Source organism: Haloferax sp. S1W, assembly GCF_044593955.1.
Taxonomy (GTDB): domain Archaea; phylum Halobacteriota; class Halobacteria; order Halobacteriales; family Haloferacaceae; genus Haloferax.
On sequence record NZ_CP172595.1, the window covers coordinates 416,887 to 434,917 of the forward strand.

Sequence of the window (18,031 nt, forward strand, 5' to 3'; positions counted from 1 at the left end):
TGACACCGCAGAATAGCTGTGTTAGTCTTCCAGCTCAGACGAATACCCCACTGATTACTATGTCGCTCCGAAGAATCAGACCCCTAGAGTGATAGTTCAAAACATGTTAACATATAACATTGGTGAGTGAGATGTCTGTTCTCCGCGACACCCCGACTCCGGGACGACACGAACTCTGTGGTGAGACGCCGACGACTCAGAACCGACGCACCTTCCTCCGGCATACAGCGGGAATCGGTGCTGCGTCAGTACTCGGAGGTATCGCGGGGTGCACTCGTGGAGGGGAGTCACTCGGCGATGTTGTCGACACCGACGACGGTGACGACCAAGAACCGGACTCATCGGATTTGAGCTTACGGCCTGGACTGCAAATCGGTATGGGCCCGACTGCCTTCGTCGGCGTCGCAGGTCCAACCAAAATCGACTCCAACGAACCGGGTGGTGGGCGGTTAGTCACGGTGGACGCAGTCGACTCCGGCGAGGAAGTGACAGTTTCGTGGCGTCGGACGGTCGAACGCGAGATTACGCCACAGGAGACGCCAACCGCTGGCGTGGGCGAGGAAACGCCAACCCCGGAAGTCGAAGTTGTCGAGGAGACGGGGGTCGTCACCGCGACCGGACTCGACGATGCGCACGGGACCCTGCTCCCGATGTATTGGCGACCCGGGAAAGAGACAACCAACACCTCCGCGATTTGGCTCTCACAGGAGGCGTTCACAGAACTCAAAGAGACGCGGCGGACCGCCTGGAGTCGTGACGTACTCACCCGAATCTCGCGTCTCAGCGAGGAGGCACTAAACGAAATCGAGGAAGGGGTCGCCGAGGTGGACGAGGTGTACCTGAACGCCGAACCCGACTTCGTGGACTTCACTCTCTTGGTCGACGGCACCGAAACCACTGTGCAAGCAATCGACGCGTACGACACCTTTGGGAATGCCTACACGATTCTCGCAACCGCGGAGAATCCGCTGGTAGTGAAGTTCACGTACGATGCCGTCTCGACTGGCTTCGCTGGACTCGACGCCGGACTCTGGACGCTTATCAAGACAGTCTTCTCGGGATATCAGGTCGCCGAAATAGACTCGCCTGAGGGCTAACGGTCTTCGACCGGGTTTTACCTGAAGACATTTACCTGACACGTCCTGTTTTTTTGTACGTGACTGGAACGTACCACCGCAGAGCATACCTTGCCCTCCTCGCTGCGGGGTTCGGGAGTGGCTCCGGTTGTACAACCGCTGTCGGGCCGGGAACACAGACTGACAGCCCCACCGATAGTGAGACGACCGGTTCGTCGTCTCCCGCTGACGACCCGACAGACGCCCACTCGGTCGTCCTCGAACGAGTCGATGTGCCAGAATCGGGGACGCTGACGGTACTTCCGCCCGCTCTCGCTTCGTGGCTCAGAGACGCTGCCGAGGGTGAGTCGGTCAGGGAAGTCGTCTCCGTCTCGCACTACACGCCGCAACCGTCCCTGCTTGCGTTCGACGCAATCGAACTTCGTGCCGCCGGCGAACCCCTCGGCACGTTTGCTGTCGACGCCGACGGTGGAACCTACTACAAGTTGCTCGTCGGAGCCAACGAAGTGGAGTCAGTTCCGGAAAACGAGACGGCGACACCCGTTTCGGAACTGCCGTCGGAGCGGCGTGAACTGGCACGCCACGCCATCGGCGACGAGCGGCGAACCGTACAGCCCCAGACCCAACTCGGCGAGTGGGTTCGAAACGAGTGGTTCCAGGGGTATTTCCGGCACGACGGAGTGACGTATCGAGGTATCGAGGTCCAACAGACCGACGCAGCGTTCTTCAGTAAGCGCTTCTGGGTGGTGCTGCGACTGTCGGAGACGACTGCCTCCGGCGGCGACCCGGTGTACGTCGAACTTCCCCAGACGAACACCGAGACGCGAGTGAAACTCCACGAAGCAGTGACAGAGGCGCGTGGTGAAGACGGGTCCGGCAGTCCAATCGAGATACCCGCAACTGAACTGTCCGATGCGGGTCGCACGTTCGTCCGCGAAACGGAGTATCTCCTCACACACACGTCGGTGTTCTCTGTCTCAGTCTCGTGAGAGCGTCGATAGTTGGGCGACAGGCCTCCGGTGACGGGAGGTCACCGGGACCGATGTGTGACTGTGGGTAGTCGGTCGAAGCCGCCTTAGAGGTCAGCTACGTCTTCGATGGCGTCGGTCAGTTCCTTGATGGACTCGACGGTGTGTTCGCCCATGTGACCGATGCGGAACGTCTTTTCACCGAGCGCAGAGCCGTAGCCGTTCGAGAAGGCCATATCGTACTTTTCGGAGACCTCTTCGATGGTTCCGGCAACGTCGATACCCTGTGTGTTCTCGATGCAGGCCACCGTCTGGGACTCGTAGCCCTCCTCGGGGAACATGTCGAAGTGCTCGTAGGCCCAGTCGCGGGTGTACTCTGCCATCTCCCGATGGCGTTCGCTGCGCCCCTTGTGGCCCTCATCGAGCATGTATTTCATCTGTTTGCGGTAGGCCAGCATGATGGGAATCGCGGGCGTGGAGTGCGTCTGGCCCTTCCGGTCGTAGTAGTCGATACAGCGCTGGAATCCACCGTACCACGACGCGGAGTCTTTCTCCAGTTCGCGCTCGTAAGCGTCGTTGCTAACGGTACAAATCGCCAGCCCCGGCGGCATCGCAAACGCCTTCTGGGACGACGCGAAGAGCACGTCGATGTTGTGCTCGTCGATATCGACGTAGTCGCCGCCCAGCGAGGAGACGGCATCGACGACGAAGTACGTATCCGGGTACTCGGCGACGACATCGCCGATTTCCTCGACGGGGTTTCGGACACCGGTCGAACTCTCGTTCATCACGGTGGCGACAACGTCGTAGTGCTTGTCGCTCGACTCCAGTGTCTCTCTGATGTCTTCGGGTTTGATTGCCTGTCCCCACTCGTATTCGAGGCGGTCGACGTTCTTACCCAGTCGCTCGGCCACGTTGGCGTGGCGTTCGCTGAAGCTCCCACACGTCGGCACGAGGATGTTCTCGTCGACGAGGTTGAGCGTCGAGGCTTCCCAGAATTCGGTCCCCGACCCGGTGAGGATGATAACATCGTTGTCGGTGCCGAGGAACTCCTTCGTGTCCTCGACGATGGTCGTATAGAGGTCTGTCATCTGGTCCATCCGGTGGCCGAACATCGGCTCACACATCGACTCGATAACGTCGTCGCGCACCTCCGTCGGACCCGGGATATACAGCTTCTTTTCGGGATAGTCGCCCGTGTATTCGCGTTTTTCGGTCACATGAACCACCTAAGTACCGAGTACTGTGTAGCGGGGTGGCATGGTAGTTTTGATTCCGACCATATACGGTGTGTCAACTGGCGACGACAGCGACTCTTACAAACCGACTCAGTGTTGAATGTTAACACATATCGTTGTTGAGTACCTAGCTTTGAATGCTCGTCGTGAGAGACAAAGGCGAGCGTAGACACGTCGAGACGAGTACTGAATGGTGGAGACAATGTCAACAATAACAGAACAACCGGAGACGGAGATGGACGCCAGGCTGATGGCGAACATCGACACGAGCATGCGGGTGGTAGGAGCCACGCTCACAATCGGCTCGCTGCTCGCCATTGTGAGTCTCGTCCTTCACCCGGCCCCAGCCACCACTCTGAGTCAGCAGATGACGATTATCGCCGACGCAGGGATGCGCTGGGTCGGTGTTCATTTGGCCGCCGCGATAGGCTTCGCGCTCTTCGCAATCGCCGGGCTCGTCGTCCTGACGGCCCACTCGCGGTTGACACAGGAGTGGTGGACGATGTTCGCGTGGGGCGTCGTCACTATCGGTGCGCTGGCGACGATGACGGCCGCGGTCGCGGAAGCCACTGTCGTCGCTGACCTCGCCGCGGCCGGGAATGCGGAGGCCTTCGAAGCGTGGGAGGTCTTCGCCGAAGGCATGGTCACTGGATTTGCGTTCCTGGCACTCGGTATCGCAGTAATCGCGGGTAACGAGGCCAGAACCGCGGAGCGTGCGACACCCATGTGGGCAGCGTGGATTGCTGTCCTCGCGGGTGTCCTCGCATTCGTCGGCTTCGCGATGGGGATGTGGCTCGGCATCGCCATCGGTGGTCTGGTCTGGCTGGTGTCGGCAATCGTGATGACCCTCTGGACCCTCTGGTTCGGAGTGGCGCTGCTACGGCTCGAACCCGTCATGCAGACCCGGACTGAGCAGTCACCTGCGTGAGTCCGGTCGCGTCCATGCAGGCCGTCGGGGCCTGCGACACGTTTTTTCCGCGACGCAAAACCGACCTGTGATGGGGTATTTGGTCGTCGCAGTCGGCAGCCTCGACAGACGCGTATCGCGTTCGTGCTCTCTATCGGGATGCGAGATTTCGCCGTCGCGGCCGCGCTTGTGGTTGCTGCGGGTCTTCCGACGATAGCGTCGCTTCCGGCTGAGGAGGTCCATCACCCGCCGAGCGGGCAGTAGCACGACGGACTGTCACAGCACTCTTCTTCGATTTCGGATTGCGTCTTTGGTGATTCCGCCATTACTTCGATTACTCACACTAACTGTATTATTTCGTACTTGACAGCTTAATTACCTCGATTATCAATGTATTGGTGGGACATGAGCGATCCACCACCCGAACTCGACGACCAGCTGACAGACGATACACAGTTCCTCGACCCCACTGCAGGAGACCTGCCCGAAGTCTCCTGCTCGCTGACTGCGGACGAGGTTGCACAGCGGAAACAGTGGATAGAAGCCAACCTCTTGCCACACCTCGTGGACATCGAAGCGCGGCCAGACGGCTTCTCGTTCGTGTTCGACCGCAACCCGGACGCCTACGCAGCAGCCACTGAGCTTTCGTGGAAAGAAGCGCAGTGCTGTGCGTGGGCGACGTTCGAAGTCGAACTGCCTCCCGACGAGAACTCGGTTCGGTGGAACACGCGGTCAGCCCACGATTCGGGGGTCGAACTGTTCAGTGACGAGTTACAGGAGATGGTCCGTGAATACGACGAGGTGCCGCCAGTGAACTGAGTAGTTCGACACAGACGGCCTCTGACACCTTCTTTTCGACACTGCCAGTTCGATAGTAGGTCGAATTCACGAAAATAGTTGCATTTGTGTCTGTATTCGAACTATGCCACGATGGTACGCCGTCAGTTGTATTTGAATCGACCCCCGTCAGATATGCCAATTGCTCTCACAGGCATAGTTCGATATCCCAAACAGTTCCACTGTAGAGAAATTAACATTTGGCATAAAAAATGTAATCATTTTTGACATTGTTTAGCTAGTGGGGTCACTCATGACCTACACACGACGAACCGCGCTAAAGCTCATCGGCGCAACGACGCTGGGCAGTATTGGCACAACAACAGTCGCGGCGGACCCCGGTGGAAAGAAGGACAAAGGAGCAATCAGAAAGCTGGGTCACTCTCTGCTATCGGACCCGGCAGGCGGCTATGCGGAAGAGGACATCCGCTCGGACGGACAGTATGCTATTCTCGGGAGCTTCACCGGCCCCGGCGGGAGCTTCCTCGTCGACATCAGCAACCCGACGGACCCGACGGAGGTACACGAGTTCCCGACGCCCTCGAACGGAGTTCGGCACGCAGACGTGAAGTTCGACCGGCGGGACGGACTCTATTATCGGTCACGCGAAGGTGGCGACGACGACCCAACAACGTTCGCACCACCGAACGGCGTCGACGTTATCGATTACGGCTGGAGTGACGGAACGCCGGAAAACCCGGTCAAGGCCTCCCGCATCCCGGCCGGGTCGACACACAACGTCCGCGCTCATCCGGAGGCGGACGTCCTCTACACGACAGAACACCATGGCGTCGGCGTCTGGGACACGAGCGACCCCACGAACGTCACCGGCGGGGACGTGTTCGGCCCGGAAGCCGCCCTCCACGACATGGTCGTCGACCCCGGACGCGACCTGCTTCACTGCGCGTTCATCGGCGGCGGGTTCGACGGCTACGTCATCATGGACATCAGCGACCCGATGGAACCAGAGGAAGTCGGACGGTTCAGCTACGAAGGGCTGCCATCCTACGAGGACGTCGCCGTCGGCGAGGAAGGATTCGAGAACTGCCACTACGCGAACTTCGACCCCAACAGGGAACTCGCGTACGTCGGCGACGAAATTGGCTTCGGAAAGCCCGGCGGCAAGCACGTCTTCGACATCGGATGGGGTGACGGCTCCATCGAGAACCCGAAACCAATCGGGTACACCACTTCGCCGAACGCCGAAGTGATGGACGAAGCGCTCGAACTGTTCGACTGGACCGGCCACAACTTCGACATCATTCCGAAAGGCCGCACCACGATGCTCGTCAGCGGCGACTACCACGAAGGTGCGGTCGTCTACGACGTAAGCGACCCGACCGACCCGACGGCGACCGACCAGTACAGGACCGACGACATGGCAGACCAAGCGAACGGCGCCGGATTCGTCGGACCGGCACCGATGGCGTGGGGTGTCGATTACGCCGACGAGCGTGACTTCACGGTCGTCAGCGACATGCAGACCGGCATCTACGTGTTCAAGTTCACGCCGTCGGCGGCGAAGGGGGACTGACTCGATGGCTGACCACGGGTATACCCGCCGAACGACCCTACAACTGCTCGCCTCGACGACCGCGGTCGGCGTCGTTGGCACCGCGAGTGCCCGAAGCCGGGAAGCGGCCAGACCGAAGGGCCGCCTGAAGAAACTCGGCCACTCGCTCCTCTCAGACCCGCCCGGCGGGTACGCCGAGGGTGCCATTCGCGCCGACGGACTGTACGGCGTCCTCGGCAGTTTTCTCGGCGAGGGCGGGAGTTTCCTCGTCGATTTGCGCACCCCAACCGACCCGACGGAAGTCCATCGACTCCCGTCGTCGGCGAACACCCGGAACGCGGACGTCCATTTCGACCACCGCAACGGTCTCTACTACCGCACGCAGGAACCGAACAACGAACGGGGTGAGGAGGGAATCGAGGTCATCGACTACGGGTGGGGCGACGGCACTCCGACGGACCCGGAGGTCATCTCGCACCTCGACGCCGACCCGACGCACAACGTCTTCGCCCACCCGGAGGAACCGGTCCTCTATGCGACGAACGAGGAAGACGCCGACGGCGGCCTCGAAGTGTGGGACCTGAACGACCCCGTGGAGCCACGTCTCGTCGGGTCGTTCGGTCCGAAGGCGGACCTCCACGACGTGGTCGTCGACCCAGAGCGAGAGTACGCACACTGCGCGTTCATCGGCGGCGACAGAGACTCGGGCGCGTTTCTCGATGGCTACGTCCTCATGGACGTGAGCGACCCGCTGGCCCCCGAAGAGGTTGGTCGGTTCGACTACGAGGACCGACCGGACTACGAGGCGGTCGGCACCGCTGGCTTCGAGAACTGTCACTACGCAAACTTCGACCCGAGACGCGAACTCGTCGTCGTGGGCGACGAAATCGGCACGGGGGTCCCCGGTGGCAAGCACGTCCTCGACATCGGGTGGGGCGACGGGTCGCCGGCGGACCCGCAACACGTCGGGTTCACTCACTCACCCAACGCCGAGGTGATGGACGAACCGATCGAGTTCCTCGACTGGACGACGCACAACCACGACATCGTCCCGAAAGGTGAGACGACCATCCTCGTCGATGGGGGGTACCGAGAGGGCGTCTGGACCGCGGACATCACCGACCCGACCGACCCGGTCCCGACCGACCGGTACGCGACGCTCGACGGCGTCGACGAGGCGAACGGGATGCTCATCCCCGAGAACCCGCCCGTCGCGTGGGGGGCAGATTACAACCGGCGGCGCGACCTGACTCTCGTCGCCGACCAAGTCACCGGTGTCTTCACGTTCAAGGTTCTCCCGAGGCCGTCGTCTCCCGACGACGACGGTAGCCACCGTGCTCGGGGGAGAACACAGGATGGTGCCGACGGTCAGTCCGACGAGCGAGGCCACGGTCGGTCCTGAGACATGCAACACGACACGAACACGACCAAGACGATGTTCAATCACGCATTCGACGAACGACACACGAGACGAACCGTACTGAAGACGTGCGGTGCGTTCGCGCTCACCGGCGCCGCCGGTACCGCGAGCGCCCGCGACCGCACTGTCGGTGCTCCCGACGCCCTCCGCCTGTTCAGCGAACAGGCGGTCGACGGCGCGCTCGAAGTCGTCACCCAGAAGAACTTCGCGTACGTCGCAACCGGCGGCGGCCTCGCAGTCGTCGATTGGCGGAACAAGCTGAAGCCGTCGGTCGAAGTCGAGATGGACGTTCCGGGCGGGGGTGTCGCGGATGTCAAAGTCGACGGCGACCTGCTCGCTATCAGTAGTCAGGTCGGGAGTACGCCGTCTGACATCGGGACGCACTTCTACGACATCTCCGACCCGACGGACCCACAGTTCCGAGGAACGTGGCAGGAACTCCCCGCGGGAGTTCACAACCACTTCCTCGAAGGGGACCTCGCGTACATCTGTCGCGAGTTCCCCTTCGACGACAGTGCCCTCAAAATCGTGGACGTGAGCGACCCGACCAATCCGACGCTCCTCTCGGAGTGGCCGGAGCCCGGTGCGTTCCTCAGAGAGCAGGCAACCGCGTTGGTCCACGACGTGTACGTCCAAGACGGGCTGGCGTACATCTCGTTTTGGGACGCTGGCTGTTGGGTGCTCGACGTGAGCGACCCGACCAATCCGGTTCCCGTGAGTTCGTTCTCGGAGGACCCCGACTGGGACGAAAAACTGTTCGAACAGGACTTCGAGAATCTGGAGTACCTCGAACGTATCTTCCTCCCGCCGGGGAACGCTCACTACGCACAGCCCTCACCCGACGGTGACCTCGTCTTCGTCGGTGCGGAGACGTTCCCGGGGGCGATTGGAGTTTCGGACCCCGACGAGGACGACTTCGGCGGCATCAAGGTGTTCGACACCAGCGACCTGTCGAACCCCGAGTTCCTGACGCGAATCGACCCGCCGTCGGTGGACGGATTCCGAACGTCACACAACTTCGACGTGACCGCGAACCGACTCGACACCTCTTGGTACGAAGGCGGCGTACGCGTCTTCGACATCACCGACCCGGCAGATCCGGCACTTCGCGCGAGCTACGACCCGGATGGGTCGTCGTTCTGGACGGCAGTGCGGAGCAGAAGCATGACCGTCGCGAGCGACATCGGTGCCGGTCTCGTCTTCCTCCACGACGACCGCGGGAAAGTGAGTCCGCCGTCGTTCGAGGGAGACTTCGAACGTGGAACCGGACCGGGACCGGAGCACCACGCTACGTCGGGGTGACGAACGACGCGGCCACCTCGACACGTCCAATTTATATCTCTCGTATGGGTGCGGCACCAGAACTTTGCCAATCTGGATTCTTTGAAATCTCATGAGAATAGTTATCACTGGGTCAACAGGTGTTCTCGGGCGACGGCTCGTCGACCGACTCTCCGACCGCGGTCACGAGGTCGTTGGACTGGTGAGAGACGAAGAGGGCGAGGCAGTCGTCAAACGCCGCGGTGGGACCCCCCGGTATGGGGACGTGCTTGACACAGAAACGTTGCGTCAGGCGGTCGACGACGATGTCGAGGTGCTCATCCACGCAGCGACCGCTATTCCGGGGTCGACCAACCCGAGCGACGAGGAGTGGGCGCGAAACGACCGCGTCCGACTGGATGGGATGCGAAATCTGCTCGATGCGGCACCGGACGGGGTGGAACAGGTGCTGTTTCCGAGCGTCGTCTGGATTGCCCGCCAACCCGATGGTTCTCGGTTCGACGAGACGGCCGAGCGGCACCCCGACAGAGGCACGCAGTCCGCTGCCGTTGTCGAAGACCTGCTCAGAGAGCGTGCAGCCACGGACGACTTCGGCGCTGGAATCCTCCGGTGTGGACTCTTCTACGCGCCGGATGCGAGAGACACGCGACAGTGGGGCGAACGACTATATGACGGCAACCTCCCAATCATCGGCAGAGGTTTGTTCGGGCGGCGAGACGCCGAACTCTCCTTCGTTCACCCCGACGACGCGGCAGCAGCCTTCGTCGAAGCGGTCGAAAACGAGGCGCACGGAATCTACCACATTGTCGACGACGAATCCGTGACGGGCGCTGTGTTCTTCGAAACGTTCGCCGAGATGCTGGACGCGCCAGAGCCACGTCGGATTCCGGCGTGGGTAGCTCGATTCTTCATCGGGAAAGTGAGTACCGACATTATCTCCCGTCCGATGGCGACGACCAACGAGCGAGCAAAGCGCGAACTCGGGTGGGAACCGGAGTATGCGACGTACCGTGAGGGGCTACAACAGGTCATCGAAACGTGGCAGTCTGACAGCACGCTCGCCGAATTTGGGGGCGAGTCACCCGCCGATTCGACCGGCGAGCATCACAGCGTCTCGACGTAGGATTCGAGTACCGCGGCCTCGGCCTTGCGAATTAGCTCCCCCGCCGTGCTCGTTGAGCAGTCGAGTTTCGCTGCGATGCTCGCAACCGACCCCTCGCGGGGGCGCTCGTAGTAGCCGACCGAAACCGCCGCCTCCAGTGCTTCTTGCTGGCGCGGGGTCAATCGAGACGGCGAGTTCCGACGCTCGAACCCGTGGACCCAGTCGATTGTGAGGTCGCCGAATTCGGAGAGGTCGTCGTGAAAGGCGCTGAGCGACGCTGTGTCGCCGACCGCCTCGAACCGGACTGTCCCGTCCTCTCGGAAAACGACCGGCGGGAGAAAGATGACGTTCGACTCAGCAATCGTCTCCAGCAACGCCGCCGAAAACTCGTAGTCGTCCTGCCGGAGAAACAGGTAGGTTCCACTGCCATCTTCGACGAAGTGACTCGACCGAAGCGAGTCGATACCGGCGACGACACGCTCGGTTGCCTCCGGGTCGCCGTCGCACCAGAGCAACGTGGTCGCGTCCGTCGTCGGACTCCACATCAGCAGTTCGGCCCGCGTAATCGACGAGTCTTCTTCGATGCGCCGCTGGAGAGGGTGGACGAACCGCTCCGAGTACCGGACCGAGAACTGAATCCGTTTCATACCGCTCCCGGATGTCGTTTGGCGTGGCAACGTATCAATCACTGCGGTGTGTGTTGGTTTCGGCAATCACTACGATGTGCGTTGGGTTCGCCCTCGACACGCGCAGACTCGCCATGGTTGGCGACGACCTGCGGGATGCTGCGAAGGAGCGTCCGAAGGTGGTCGGCGTCGTCTATGACGCTTATCCGAGCGGTCGGTAACTGTTCGCTGAGGCGGCGAACACCCGTGAGAGGGACGTTTGTATCCTGTGTTCCGTGCCAAAAGCACACGTCGGCTTCGATGTCATCGAACGGGATTTCCCACTCACGTTTCGCCTGCTGGAACTCGGCGACAGCGCCGCGTCTGGAGTTGCGGAAGGCCTCGACGAAATCCGCTTTCACGACCGTTGCGGCGGCGTCCGATATCGGTTCGGACGTATCCGAAGTTCCGCTCGTCGTGTACTGCGAGACGACGAACGACGGGTCGAGACGGTCAGCAAGCCACGCCTGCCCGCGGAGAAGTCCCCGGAGAACCAACGGGGCTGTCGTCGCAAGCCTCGCAAGCACTCGGAGCGCTGCGGGTGGTTCCGGACCGACTTTGGGCGGTGTCGCCCCCGCGACGATATCGACGCGGGAGACTCGTTCGGGGTGCGTCGCTGCGGTCGAAAGTGCATGGGGCGTACCGCCCGAGAACGCGACGAGACCGGCGGACTCAACGCCAGCGTCGTCGAGGAGAGCCGCGACGATATCCCCAGCCTCTCGGTGCGAGTAATCGTCCCACGGCGTCGAGTTGCCGTATCCGGGTCTCTCGAACGCGAGGAGGCGAACACCGTGGTCACTCGCGGGTGCGTCGAACAGTTTGCCGAGCAGTCGCGACCCGGGAGTCCCGTGGAAGAACACGACGGGGTCGCCGTCCGGGCAACCGTATTCGGCGTAGGCGAGTTCTCGCCCGCCGTCGACTGAAACGGTCCGTCTTCCCGCGCCGTCCTGTCCCAGTCGCTCCCAAACCGACTCCGAAATCCATGTCGCCATCCGACGTTACTAGTCGCCACCTTGCGGTGTGAGTGTCGCCGGACTCATCCGGCAGTATATGACCCAGAGCGGGAGTCGTCTCAGTCGTCGGCTTCCGCGGAATCTGCTCGCGGTATCGTCACGTCCGGCAGGCCAGCCTCGATTTCTTCGCGCCGGTTCTCGAACTGTCCGGGCAGGACGAGTCGCTCCCCGAGTTCGTCGAGCGGTTCGTCGCTGTCGTAGCCGGGGCCGTTCGTGGCGAGTTCGAACAGCACGCCCCCGGACTCCCGGAAGTAGACCGACCGGAACCAGTGGCGATTTATCTGGTTCGTCGGCCGCAATCCCTGCGACTGCACGGCGTTCCGCATTTCTGCTTGGTCCTCGTCGGTCGGTGTCTGGAACGCGACGTGGTGGACCGTTCCACGACCTTGTCTGCTGCTTTCGATGGTCGGAAGCACGTCGACGTACTTCCCAACCGGACCGCGCGCGGCGAATCGGGTCCGCTCGTCCGCTGGGTCGTCGCCGGCGGACTGTTCGGTCCCGACTTCCTCGAATCCCATCGTTTGGAGTAAGTCCTCGGTGGGTTGGGGGTCTGCTTCCCAGAGCGTCACCGAGTGGAAGCCGCGGATGGCGTGTTTTTCAGGGACGAACTCGTCCCACGGAACCGTCGGGTCGTCCTCGGGGATTTCGACCGCCACGAGTTCGACCGGGAGGCCGTCAGGGTCGCGGAAGGGGAGAACGGTCTCGCCGAATCGCCCGACTCGGTCGTCGTACTCGACTTCGTACTGGTCGAACCGGTCCTCCCAGTAGTCGAGACTCCCGTTCGGAACGCGGAACGCGGTTCTCGAAACCTGTCCAGTGCCGACCTTGCCCTGCGGAAGGTCCGACCACGGGAAGAACGTCATGCTCGTTCCGGGGGTCCCCTTGGCGTCCGTGAAGAAGAAGTGGTACGTGCTGGGGTCGTCCTGATTGATGGAGCGCTTGGCGAGTCTGAGGCCGAGCGTTTCGACCCAGAAGTCGAGGTTCTGTTGCGGGTCGCCCGCGATGCACGTCACGTGGTGAATCCCGGGTGTCGGAGTAGGAGTTGTCATCGGACAGGGTAGGGACCGGAGCAACTTGAGTCTCTGCTGACGTGAGGGTTACCGGGTGGCAGCGGGGTTGGTAGCCCGTATTGGGGTTCTCTCAACCATCCGCGTTCACCACGCCGCGAACGATTCGCTCGTGCGAGAGCGCTCGTTGTACTCGTGTTGCATCGCTTCGATGGCCTCCGGGAGGTCAACCCCTTCTTCGAGTCGCGCACGGACCTGTTCGCGTTTCCACTCGCTCGGAGATGTCCGCGTCGACCACCTGTGTTCGATAGGTGCGAGTAGCGCCTCGATACGCTCGGGTTCGAACCCTTGAGTACGCAGTCCGTGGCGGGCGAGGGCGAAGAGTTCCGGGTAGACGAGTTCGAGGTTGCCGGTCCGGTTCCCGTCGCGGGTCATCCACGCGATGTCGGCGTCGAACCCATCACGGACAGCCGCGTAGAACGAATCGTAAGCCGCGTTCCACGACAGGTCGGAGACCGGATGGTCGGTGGCCACGATGCCGCGTATGAGGCCCGCGACGAGCGCCTGCAACGAGATGACATCCGCGGCGCTCGGTTGGGCGGCCAACACCCGGTATTCGATACGCGGTCCTTCCGGACCGAACACGGGTCGAATCCACCGCCAGCAGGTTCCCTGTTTGTGCAGGAGTTCCCAGTGTTCGTCGACGAACCCGTCGCGGGAGTCATCGTCGACCCACTCGCGGAGATACGGAGCGCACTGGCGGTCCTCGGCAATGCGGTCGACCGCATCAATGGGGTGGTCGATGTCCCGAGGGAATCGAACCTTCCCCGGTTCGCGGACGTTCATCGACTCGAAGACAGGGACACGGAGTTCGACGCCAGCGTTCAGTACTGTTCCGGGCGTCGGGTCGGTGTAGAGGTCCGGTGGAAGAAACGGCGAGTTGGCCGCCAGCACGAGCACCGGCCCCGCAGTCCGCAACGCCGTGTTGAAGTAGCGAGGGAACTCGGCAGTGGGCGTCTGGAGGTGGACCTGCATCGACGTGGCGAGGGATTCGACCAGTATCGAGGCAAACGACTGTCGACACCCCCGAAGCGACAGTGTGACCGGTCCGTTGGCGCTGATATCGGCATCGAGTGCGTAGTAGCGCGCCGCAGGGGAGAGGTTCGCCGACACTCGCTGTCCCTCTCGTTCGCGGACCGCGGTCAGATAGGGGAGCGTCCCCTCCGGCGGGCCGATAGTCCACATTCCGTCGGTGATGAACTGAGAGTCGTGGGCTGCGAGTGCGTTCCGGACGGCGGTCAGTCGCTCGTCGAGACTCGTAGCCTGTTCTTCGATACCCACCTGGTCGAACTGTGCTCTCGGCGTATTCACCTCGGCGTTGTGTCGCCCGAGTTCACGCTCACAACCGGTCTCGAATACCGATTCGGGAATCGTCGTGAGTCGCCCGTCGGAGTCTGCGGCGTATCCCTCCAGTTCGAGTCCGAGTGCGAACTCGCCCTCGAATTCTCCAGCAGTGAGTGCATCGCGCAGTGACGCCGCCTGCATCGACACCCTCCGGTAGAACTCGTCGTGAGTCGCCGGTTGTCGGCTCCGCCGAACGGTTTCTACCCAATGCATACCATCGATTGGACCGCCACAACCATGATGGTTGTCAACCTATGTCATATATTGGGCGGGAAGACACGTTCTCGATGGATGCCCGGTTAGTATCCACAACCCCCCTCAACGACCGTACCAAGCGCCTGGTGGACGGCCACCGGTGAAGGAAGTTCTTCGCGAGGCCTGCCGCTTAGTCTGCCCCCTCTTTCGGTACCCACCCGCACTGGATGCATTTCCAGTAGTCGTTCCGTCTCAAAAGGTCCCCAGCACATCTACTGCAATTCATTCGTTCGCCGTTGGTTCCTGTGTTCGAGCGGAGGGTGCGCCCCATACACCATGACACACATTCTATAGCAAATTCTACGATTCACCAAACGCGTATGGCTTTATATTGAGATGGCCAGAACGCCCCTCAGCACTATCTCCGGTGAGAAGGAACTCTGAGACTGTGAACAGGAATCGTCTACGCAACAGGTGTCGGTTTCGACTTGTTTGGTTCTGTTGAAATCCTCAAAGAATTATAGGTTCGGTCAGTAGTTTGACCGAATGAAGGCCTCTCCAAAGTCGCAGTTACTTCAGTTTGTTAAGCAAGCACTCCTCTTTCCCTAAGGCCTAGCATCTCAACCGTTTGCAGTGGGTGGCTCGGGCACCAGATGGCCGTACTCATCAACGATGTAGCGAAGACAATCATACACTTCTTCGCCAAATGCGTAGCAACCCCAGTCAGTAAGGTATTCCATAGCAAACGAAAGGCCACCATCAAGACAAACAATGATCCAACAAGCAACAGCCACTGGTCCAGTAAGAGTGCTAGCCAGGAAACAGAAACTACAATCAGCGTAGTCTGTCACACACAGAACTAAATCGAGGATGGCGTCTGCATGACACCCAGGCGGAGCAGCCTGGATAGTAGCGCCTGAGGTAGTAGCTGTCTGGCCTGAAGAAGTAGAATCTGTTTGCGTAAGGTCGGAAGCTGTGAACGTACTTCTATCAACTACTGTTAGTTCTTCCTCTGTGTCACCTTTCTCAGTCACACTCTGTGTTTGTATGGATTCGGTAAATCCTTGCTGAGTGACTGCTGTCAGCGTCTCAACCTCACGCTCTTCATGGTTTGCATGAGTGAATGTGATCTCCCCCCGTCCAGGAGTCACCATGACGTTGGTGCGTTTTTCGTCATATTCTGAGCGATTGATTGCAGAAATAAACTGTCGCTTTTCTGAATCAGTTGCACCTCGTTGGAATAGAAGACCGTCACCTTCCGCGGTTAATCGAGCTTCAGCTTCCTGAGGCCAGTTTTTGTCTACACCTGCCACCCATTCGTCAAAGTAGAAGCTTGCGGCTTCATTATCGGTAGTTGCAAGAAGCTTCCCGTAATTCGCGGGAATGACGATGAGCGATCCATCTTTTCCGAAAACAGCGGCGTTTTGACGGTCCAGCTTCAGCCCTGGAATGGCTTTTTTCACCCTCTTAACCTTCGGACTGCTCAAAACACTGCCGAGCTTGATGTTTTTGTCATCGGGGGACGCACCGACTCGTGGTGCAGCGGCAGATAGTGCCCCCAAGACAGCCATATTTTTCAGTACGCTTCTCCGATTTGTTCCCTGATTTTTCTTGTTCTTTTCCGAATTATTTCTTACCATCACTTTCCACATAATCGAACCATTTTAAATAACTTTCTATAAATATAACATATCAAGGTTATTGGATACAAAATCCCATGAGTAATTCCCACACAGCTAAAAATGAATATCAATGGTGCTTTGGTTCATGCCAATTGGAACCAATCAAAGCAAACGATTCGGATGAATCGACACAACTATTTCTCTCCGAATAAATTTATGATATAATACAAATGATTTCGCAACCAGAGAGTGCAGACACGAAGGCAAATGTGACGTCTTGGACAACAGGACTTAATGGGTTACGAAGTCTCCCCTATCGAGTCGTATTCAATGGTGCTGACTTCGGTCGATTAATGTGGTGGCTGGTGTTTGTCGTCATCCCTGTCTGTTTGCTAAGTGTTGCTTTGCTTATTGGCGGCAAGACTGCATTTTTTTACAGCATGTACAGTGCAATCATGATGGTGGCTATTTTGCAGACATCAGAGAGATTTATCAAAATGACTGTGGAACTGGACCAAGATACTGGAGACCTAGTGAGCACCTATCATATGGGAGAGCCCACTCTCTTCCGCAGCGATCAAGATGTGGCTACTTCGTTCAATGACGTCGAAGCAGCTAGATTTCTGTCACTTGCTGACCAGACCATGGTCAGGTTGTACAACGAGAAATCGTTCACCAACAAGCCAACTGCGTTTCTTATTCCGTCGGACATTGAGAGACACTTTCGTGACTCTCTTCAGCGTCATGATGTTTCGATTCGTGGGGAACCAGATGGAAACGCTACTCGTTGGGTTTGGGGTAGATTCGTGGCCACTGTACTGTTACTAGGAATCATTCCGCTCAGTGCCGTGTTTATCTGGCCCGCAGGTTCATGGCCGTTTTTGCTCGCGCTTGTAGTAAATTCTGTCTTCTTAATCCGACAGGGTTGGTAATCCCCTGGTGAGTCCATTCGGTACTTGTAGCCCCCGAAGTCCCTGGTGTGACCGATTACCGGAATTAGATCCAGGAATATAGAATATAGAGCCATCTACAATACTGATTGAGAGGCTTGTATAACGCCTATGGACGAAGCATCTCTAAGTTAATCGGCACTCTTCACGAAAGCGTTCATTACGCACTCGGTGTCGCGCTAGTCTCACCCCTCGCTTTGAGTTCCACACACAGTTGTTCCTGCCAACCCCAAGCGTCGTCGCCTCCAGCCAGGGGATCACGCGGGGAGAAAAAGCGGTATGTTGAGTGGTTCGTCAGCCTGAGTCTAGGCTGTGCAAGTGTAATGTGGCTCAGCAGTGGGCTCGTGGCCGCGACTGCCGCGGTCATGTTCGCCATCAACGCCGTTCCCTCGTGTGGCGACTTGTACCACGTCGGCCGTATTGCTCTGCTGCCGCGCGGCACGCTGTTCGCCAATTTCAATGTGGATGGCGATGAGGACCTTCGAACAGAGTTCGTCACGCCCGATCAGGCGTGACGGGGATGCTTGCTGGCCCGCTTTAGGTCGCGTATCGAGATCATTTGGGACGCGGTTGCCAGCGGATGAGGCTCTCGCTTCACGCCCGTGGTGGGTTTCTACCATTGCAACCACGTCGTTGGTTAATTACCTACCTCCCCGCCGTTTCCGTAGATTTAGCTGTCGTCAACCGTGCAAAATCGACAAAGACTGGCGGGTTATCTAATCTAGGATTTTTCACGGTGCATCCTTCTGTATCTCGGGTGTATAGCGCTTAGTCGTCAGGGAGGTCAAAGATCCCGTCTGGTTCTGCCTTATCGACGATAATCGAGTTCGGAC

At 59.6% G+C, this 18,031-nt stretch carries 16 protein-coding genes; 10 read left to right on the forward strand and 6 right to left on the reverse strand.

Annotation, left to right across the window (positions count from 1 at the left end):
* The first annotated feature begins 131 nt into the window (after positions 1-131).
* Both ACH9L7_RS02290 and ACH9L7_RS02295 read left to right on the forward strand, forming a co-directional pair.
* On the forward strand, positions 132-1,097 hold the full coding sequence (locus ACH9L7_RS02290) for a twin-arginine translocation signal domain-containing protein (RefSeq protein WP_396612136.1): 966 nt from the start codon (positions 132-134) through the stop codon (positions 1,095-1,097).
* Between the two features lie 59 nt (positions 1,098-1,156).
* Positions 1,157-2,065, forward strand: coding sequence for a hypothetical protein (locus ACH9L7_RS02295; RefSeq protein WP_396612137.1), 909 nt, complete (start codon positions 1,157-1,159; stop codon positions 2,063-2,065).
* 86 nt (positions 2,066-2,151) lie between these two features.
* Here the strand turns inward: ACH9L7_RS02295 and ACH9L7_RS02300 are convergent, their stop codons facing one another.
* The gene (locus ACH9L7_RS02300) at positions 2,152-3,264 is read right to left on the reverse strand and encodes a pyridoxal-phosphate-dependent aminotransferase family protein (RefSeq protein ID WP_396612138.1); all 1,113 of its coding nucleotides are present in this window, start codon (positions 3,262-3,264) and stop codon (positions 2,152-2,154) included.
* A gap of 220 nt (positions 3,265-3,484) precedes the next feature.
* Between ACH9L7_RS02300 and ACH9L7_RS02305 the strand changes: the two genes are divergently transcribed.
* From ACH9L7_RS02305 to ACH9L7_RS02330, 6 genes are all read left to right on the forward strand, one after another.
* Positions 3,485-4,210 (forward strand): hypothetical protein, encoded by a 726-nt coding sequence (locus ACH9L7_RS02305; RefSeq protein ID WP_396612139.1) that lies wholly within the window; start codon positions 3,485-3,487, stop codon positions 4,208-4,210.
* A 384-nt stretch (positions 4,211-4,594) separates the two neighbouring features.
* Positions 4,595-5,008: a hypothetical protein gene (locus ACH9L7_RS02310; protein ID WP_396612140.1), complete on the forward strand. Its 414-nt coding sequence runs from the start codon at positions 4,595-4,597 to the stop codon at positions 5,006-5,008.
* 271 nt (positions 5,009-5,279) lie between these two features.
* Positions 5,280-6,560, forward strand: coding sequence for an LVIVD repeat-containing protein (locus ACH9L7_RS02315; protein WP_396612141.1), 1,281 nt, complete (start codon positions 5,280-5,282; stop codon positions 6,558-6,560).
* Positions 6,561-6,564: 4 nt separating this feature from the next.
* Positions 6,565-7,941, forward strand: coding sequence for an LVIVD repeat-containing protein (locus ACH9L7_RS02320; protein ID WP_396612142.1), 1,377 nt, complete (start codon positions 6,565-6,567; stop codon positions 7,939-7,941).
* Between the two features lie 3 nt (positions 7,942-7,944).
* Entirely contained in the window at positions 7,945-9,261 is a 1,317-nt protein-coding gene (locus ACH9L7_RS02325; protein WP_396612143.1) for an LVIVD repeat-containing protein, read from the forward strand.
* Positions 9,262-9,352: 91 nt separating this feature from the next.
* Entirely contained in the window at positions 9,353-10,363 is a 1,011-nt protein-coding gene (locus ACH9L7_RS02330) for an NAD-dependent epimerase/dehydratase family protein (RefSeq protein WP_396612144.1), read from the forward strand.
* On the opposite strand, the gene ACH9L7_RS02335 is transcribed toward ACH9L7_RS02330, so the two are convergent.
* The 5 genes from ACH9L7_RS02335 to ACH9L7_RS02355 all read right to left on the reverse strand — a co-directional run bounded on the left by ACH9L7_RS02335 (position 10,345) and on the right by ACH9L7_RS02355 (position 16,266).
* Entirely contained in the window at positions 10,345-10,989 is a 645-nt protein-coding gene (locus ACH9L7_RS02335; protein ID WP_396612145.1) for a helix-turn-helix domain-containing protein, read from the reverse strand. The genes ACH9L7_RS02330 and ACH9L7_RS02335 overlap by 19 nt on opposite strands.
* A 38-nt stretch (positions 10,990-11,027) precedes the next feature.
* The gene (locus tag ACH9L7_RS02340) at positions 11,028-11,999 is read right to left on the reverse strand and encodes an alpha/beta fold hydrolase (protein ID WP_396612146.1); all 972 of its coding nucleotides are present in this window, start codon (positions 11,997-11,999) and stop codon (positions 11,028-11,030) included.
* 80 nt (positions 12,000-12,079) lie between these two features.
* A complete protein-coding gene (locus ACH9L7_RS02345; protein ID WP_396612147.1) occupies positions 12,080-13,069 on the reverse strand; it encodes a ring-cleaving dioxygenase in 990 nt (329 codons plus the stop codon).
* A gap of 105 nt (positions 13,070-13,174) precedes the next feature.
* The gene (locus ACH9L7_RS02350) at positions 13,175-14,644 is read right to left on the reverse strand and encodes a hypothetical protein (protein WP_396612148.1); all 1,470 of its coding nucleotides are present in this window, start codon (positions 14,642-14,644) and stop codon (positions 13,175-13,177) included.
* A 602-nt stretch (positions 14,645-15,246) separates the two neighbouring features.
* Positions 15,247-16,266 carry a hypothetical protein gene (locus ACH9L7_RS02355; protein WP_396612149.1) on the reverse strand — a complete coding sequence of 340 codons (1,020 nt, stop codon included), beginning with the start codon at positions 16,264-16,266 and terminating at the stop codon, positions 15,247-15,249.
* Positions 16,267-16,478: 212 nt separating this feature from the next.
* On the opposite strand from ACH9L7_RS02355, the gene ACH9L7_RS02360 reads away from it, so the two are divergent.
* On the forward strand, positions 16,479-17,180 hold the full coding sequence (locus ACH9L7_RS02360) for a hypothetical protein (RefSeq protein WP_396612150.1): 702 nt from the start codon (positions 16,479-16,481) through the stop codon (positions 17,178-17,180).
* A 341-nt stretch (positions 17,181-17,521) separates the two neighbouring features.
* Complete coding sequence (locus ACH9L7_RS02365; RefSeq protein WP_396612151.1) at positions 17,522-17,713, forward strand: hypothetical protein; 192 nt, start codon at positions 17,522-17,524, stop codon at positions 17,711-17,713.
* Positions 17,714-18,031: the final 318 nt, after the last annotated feature.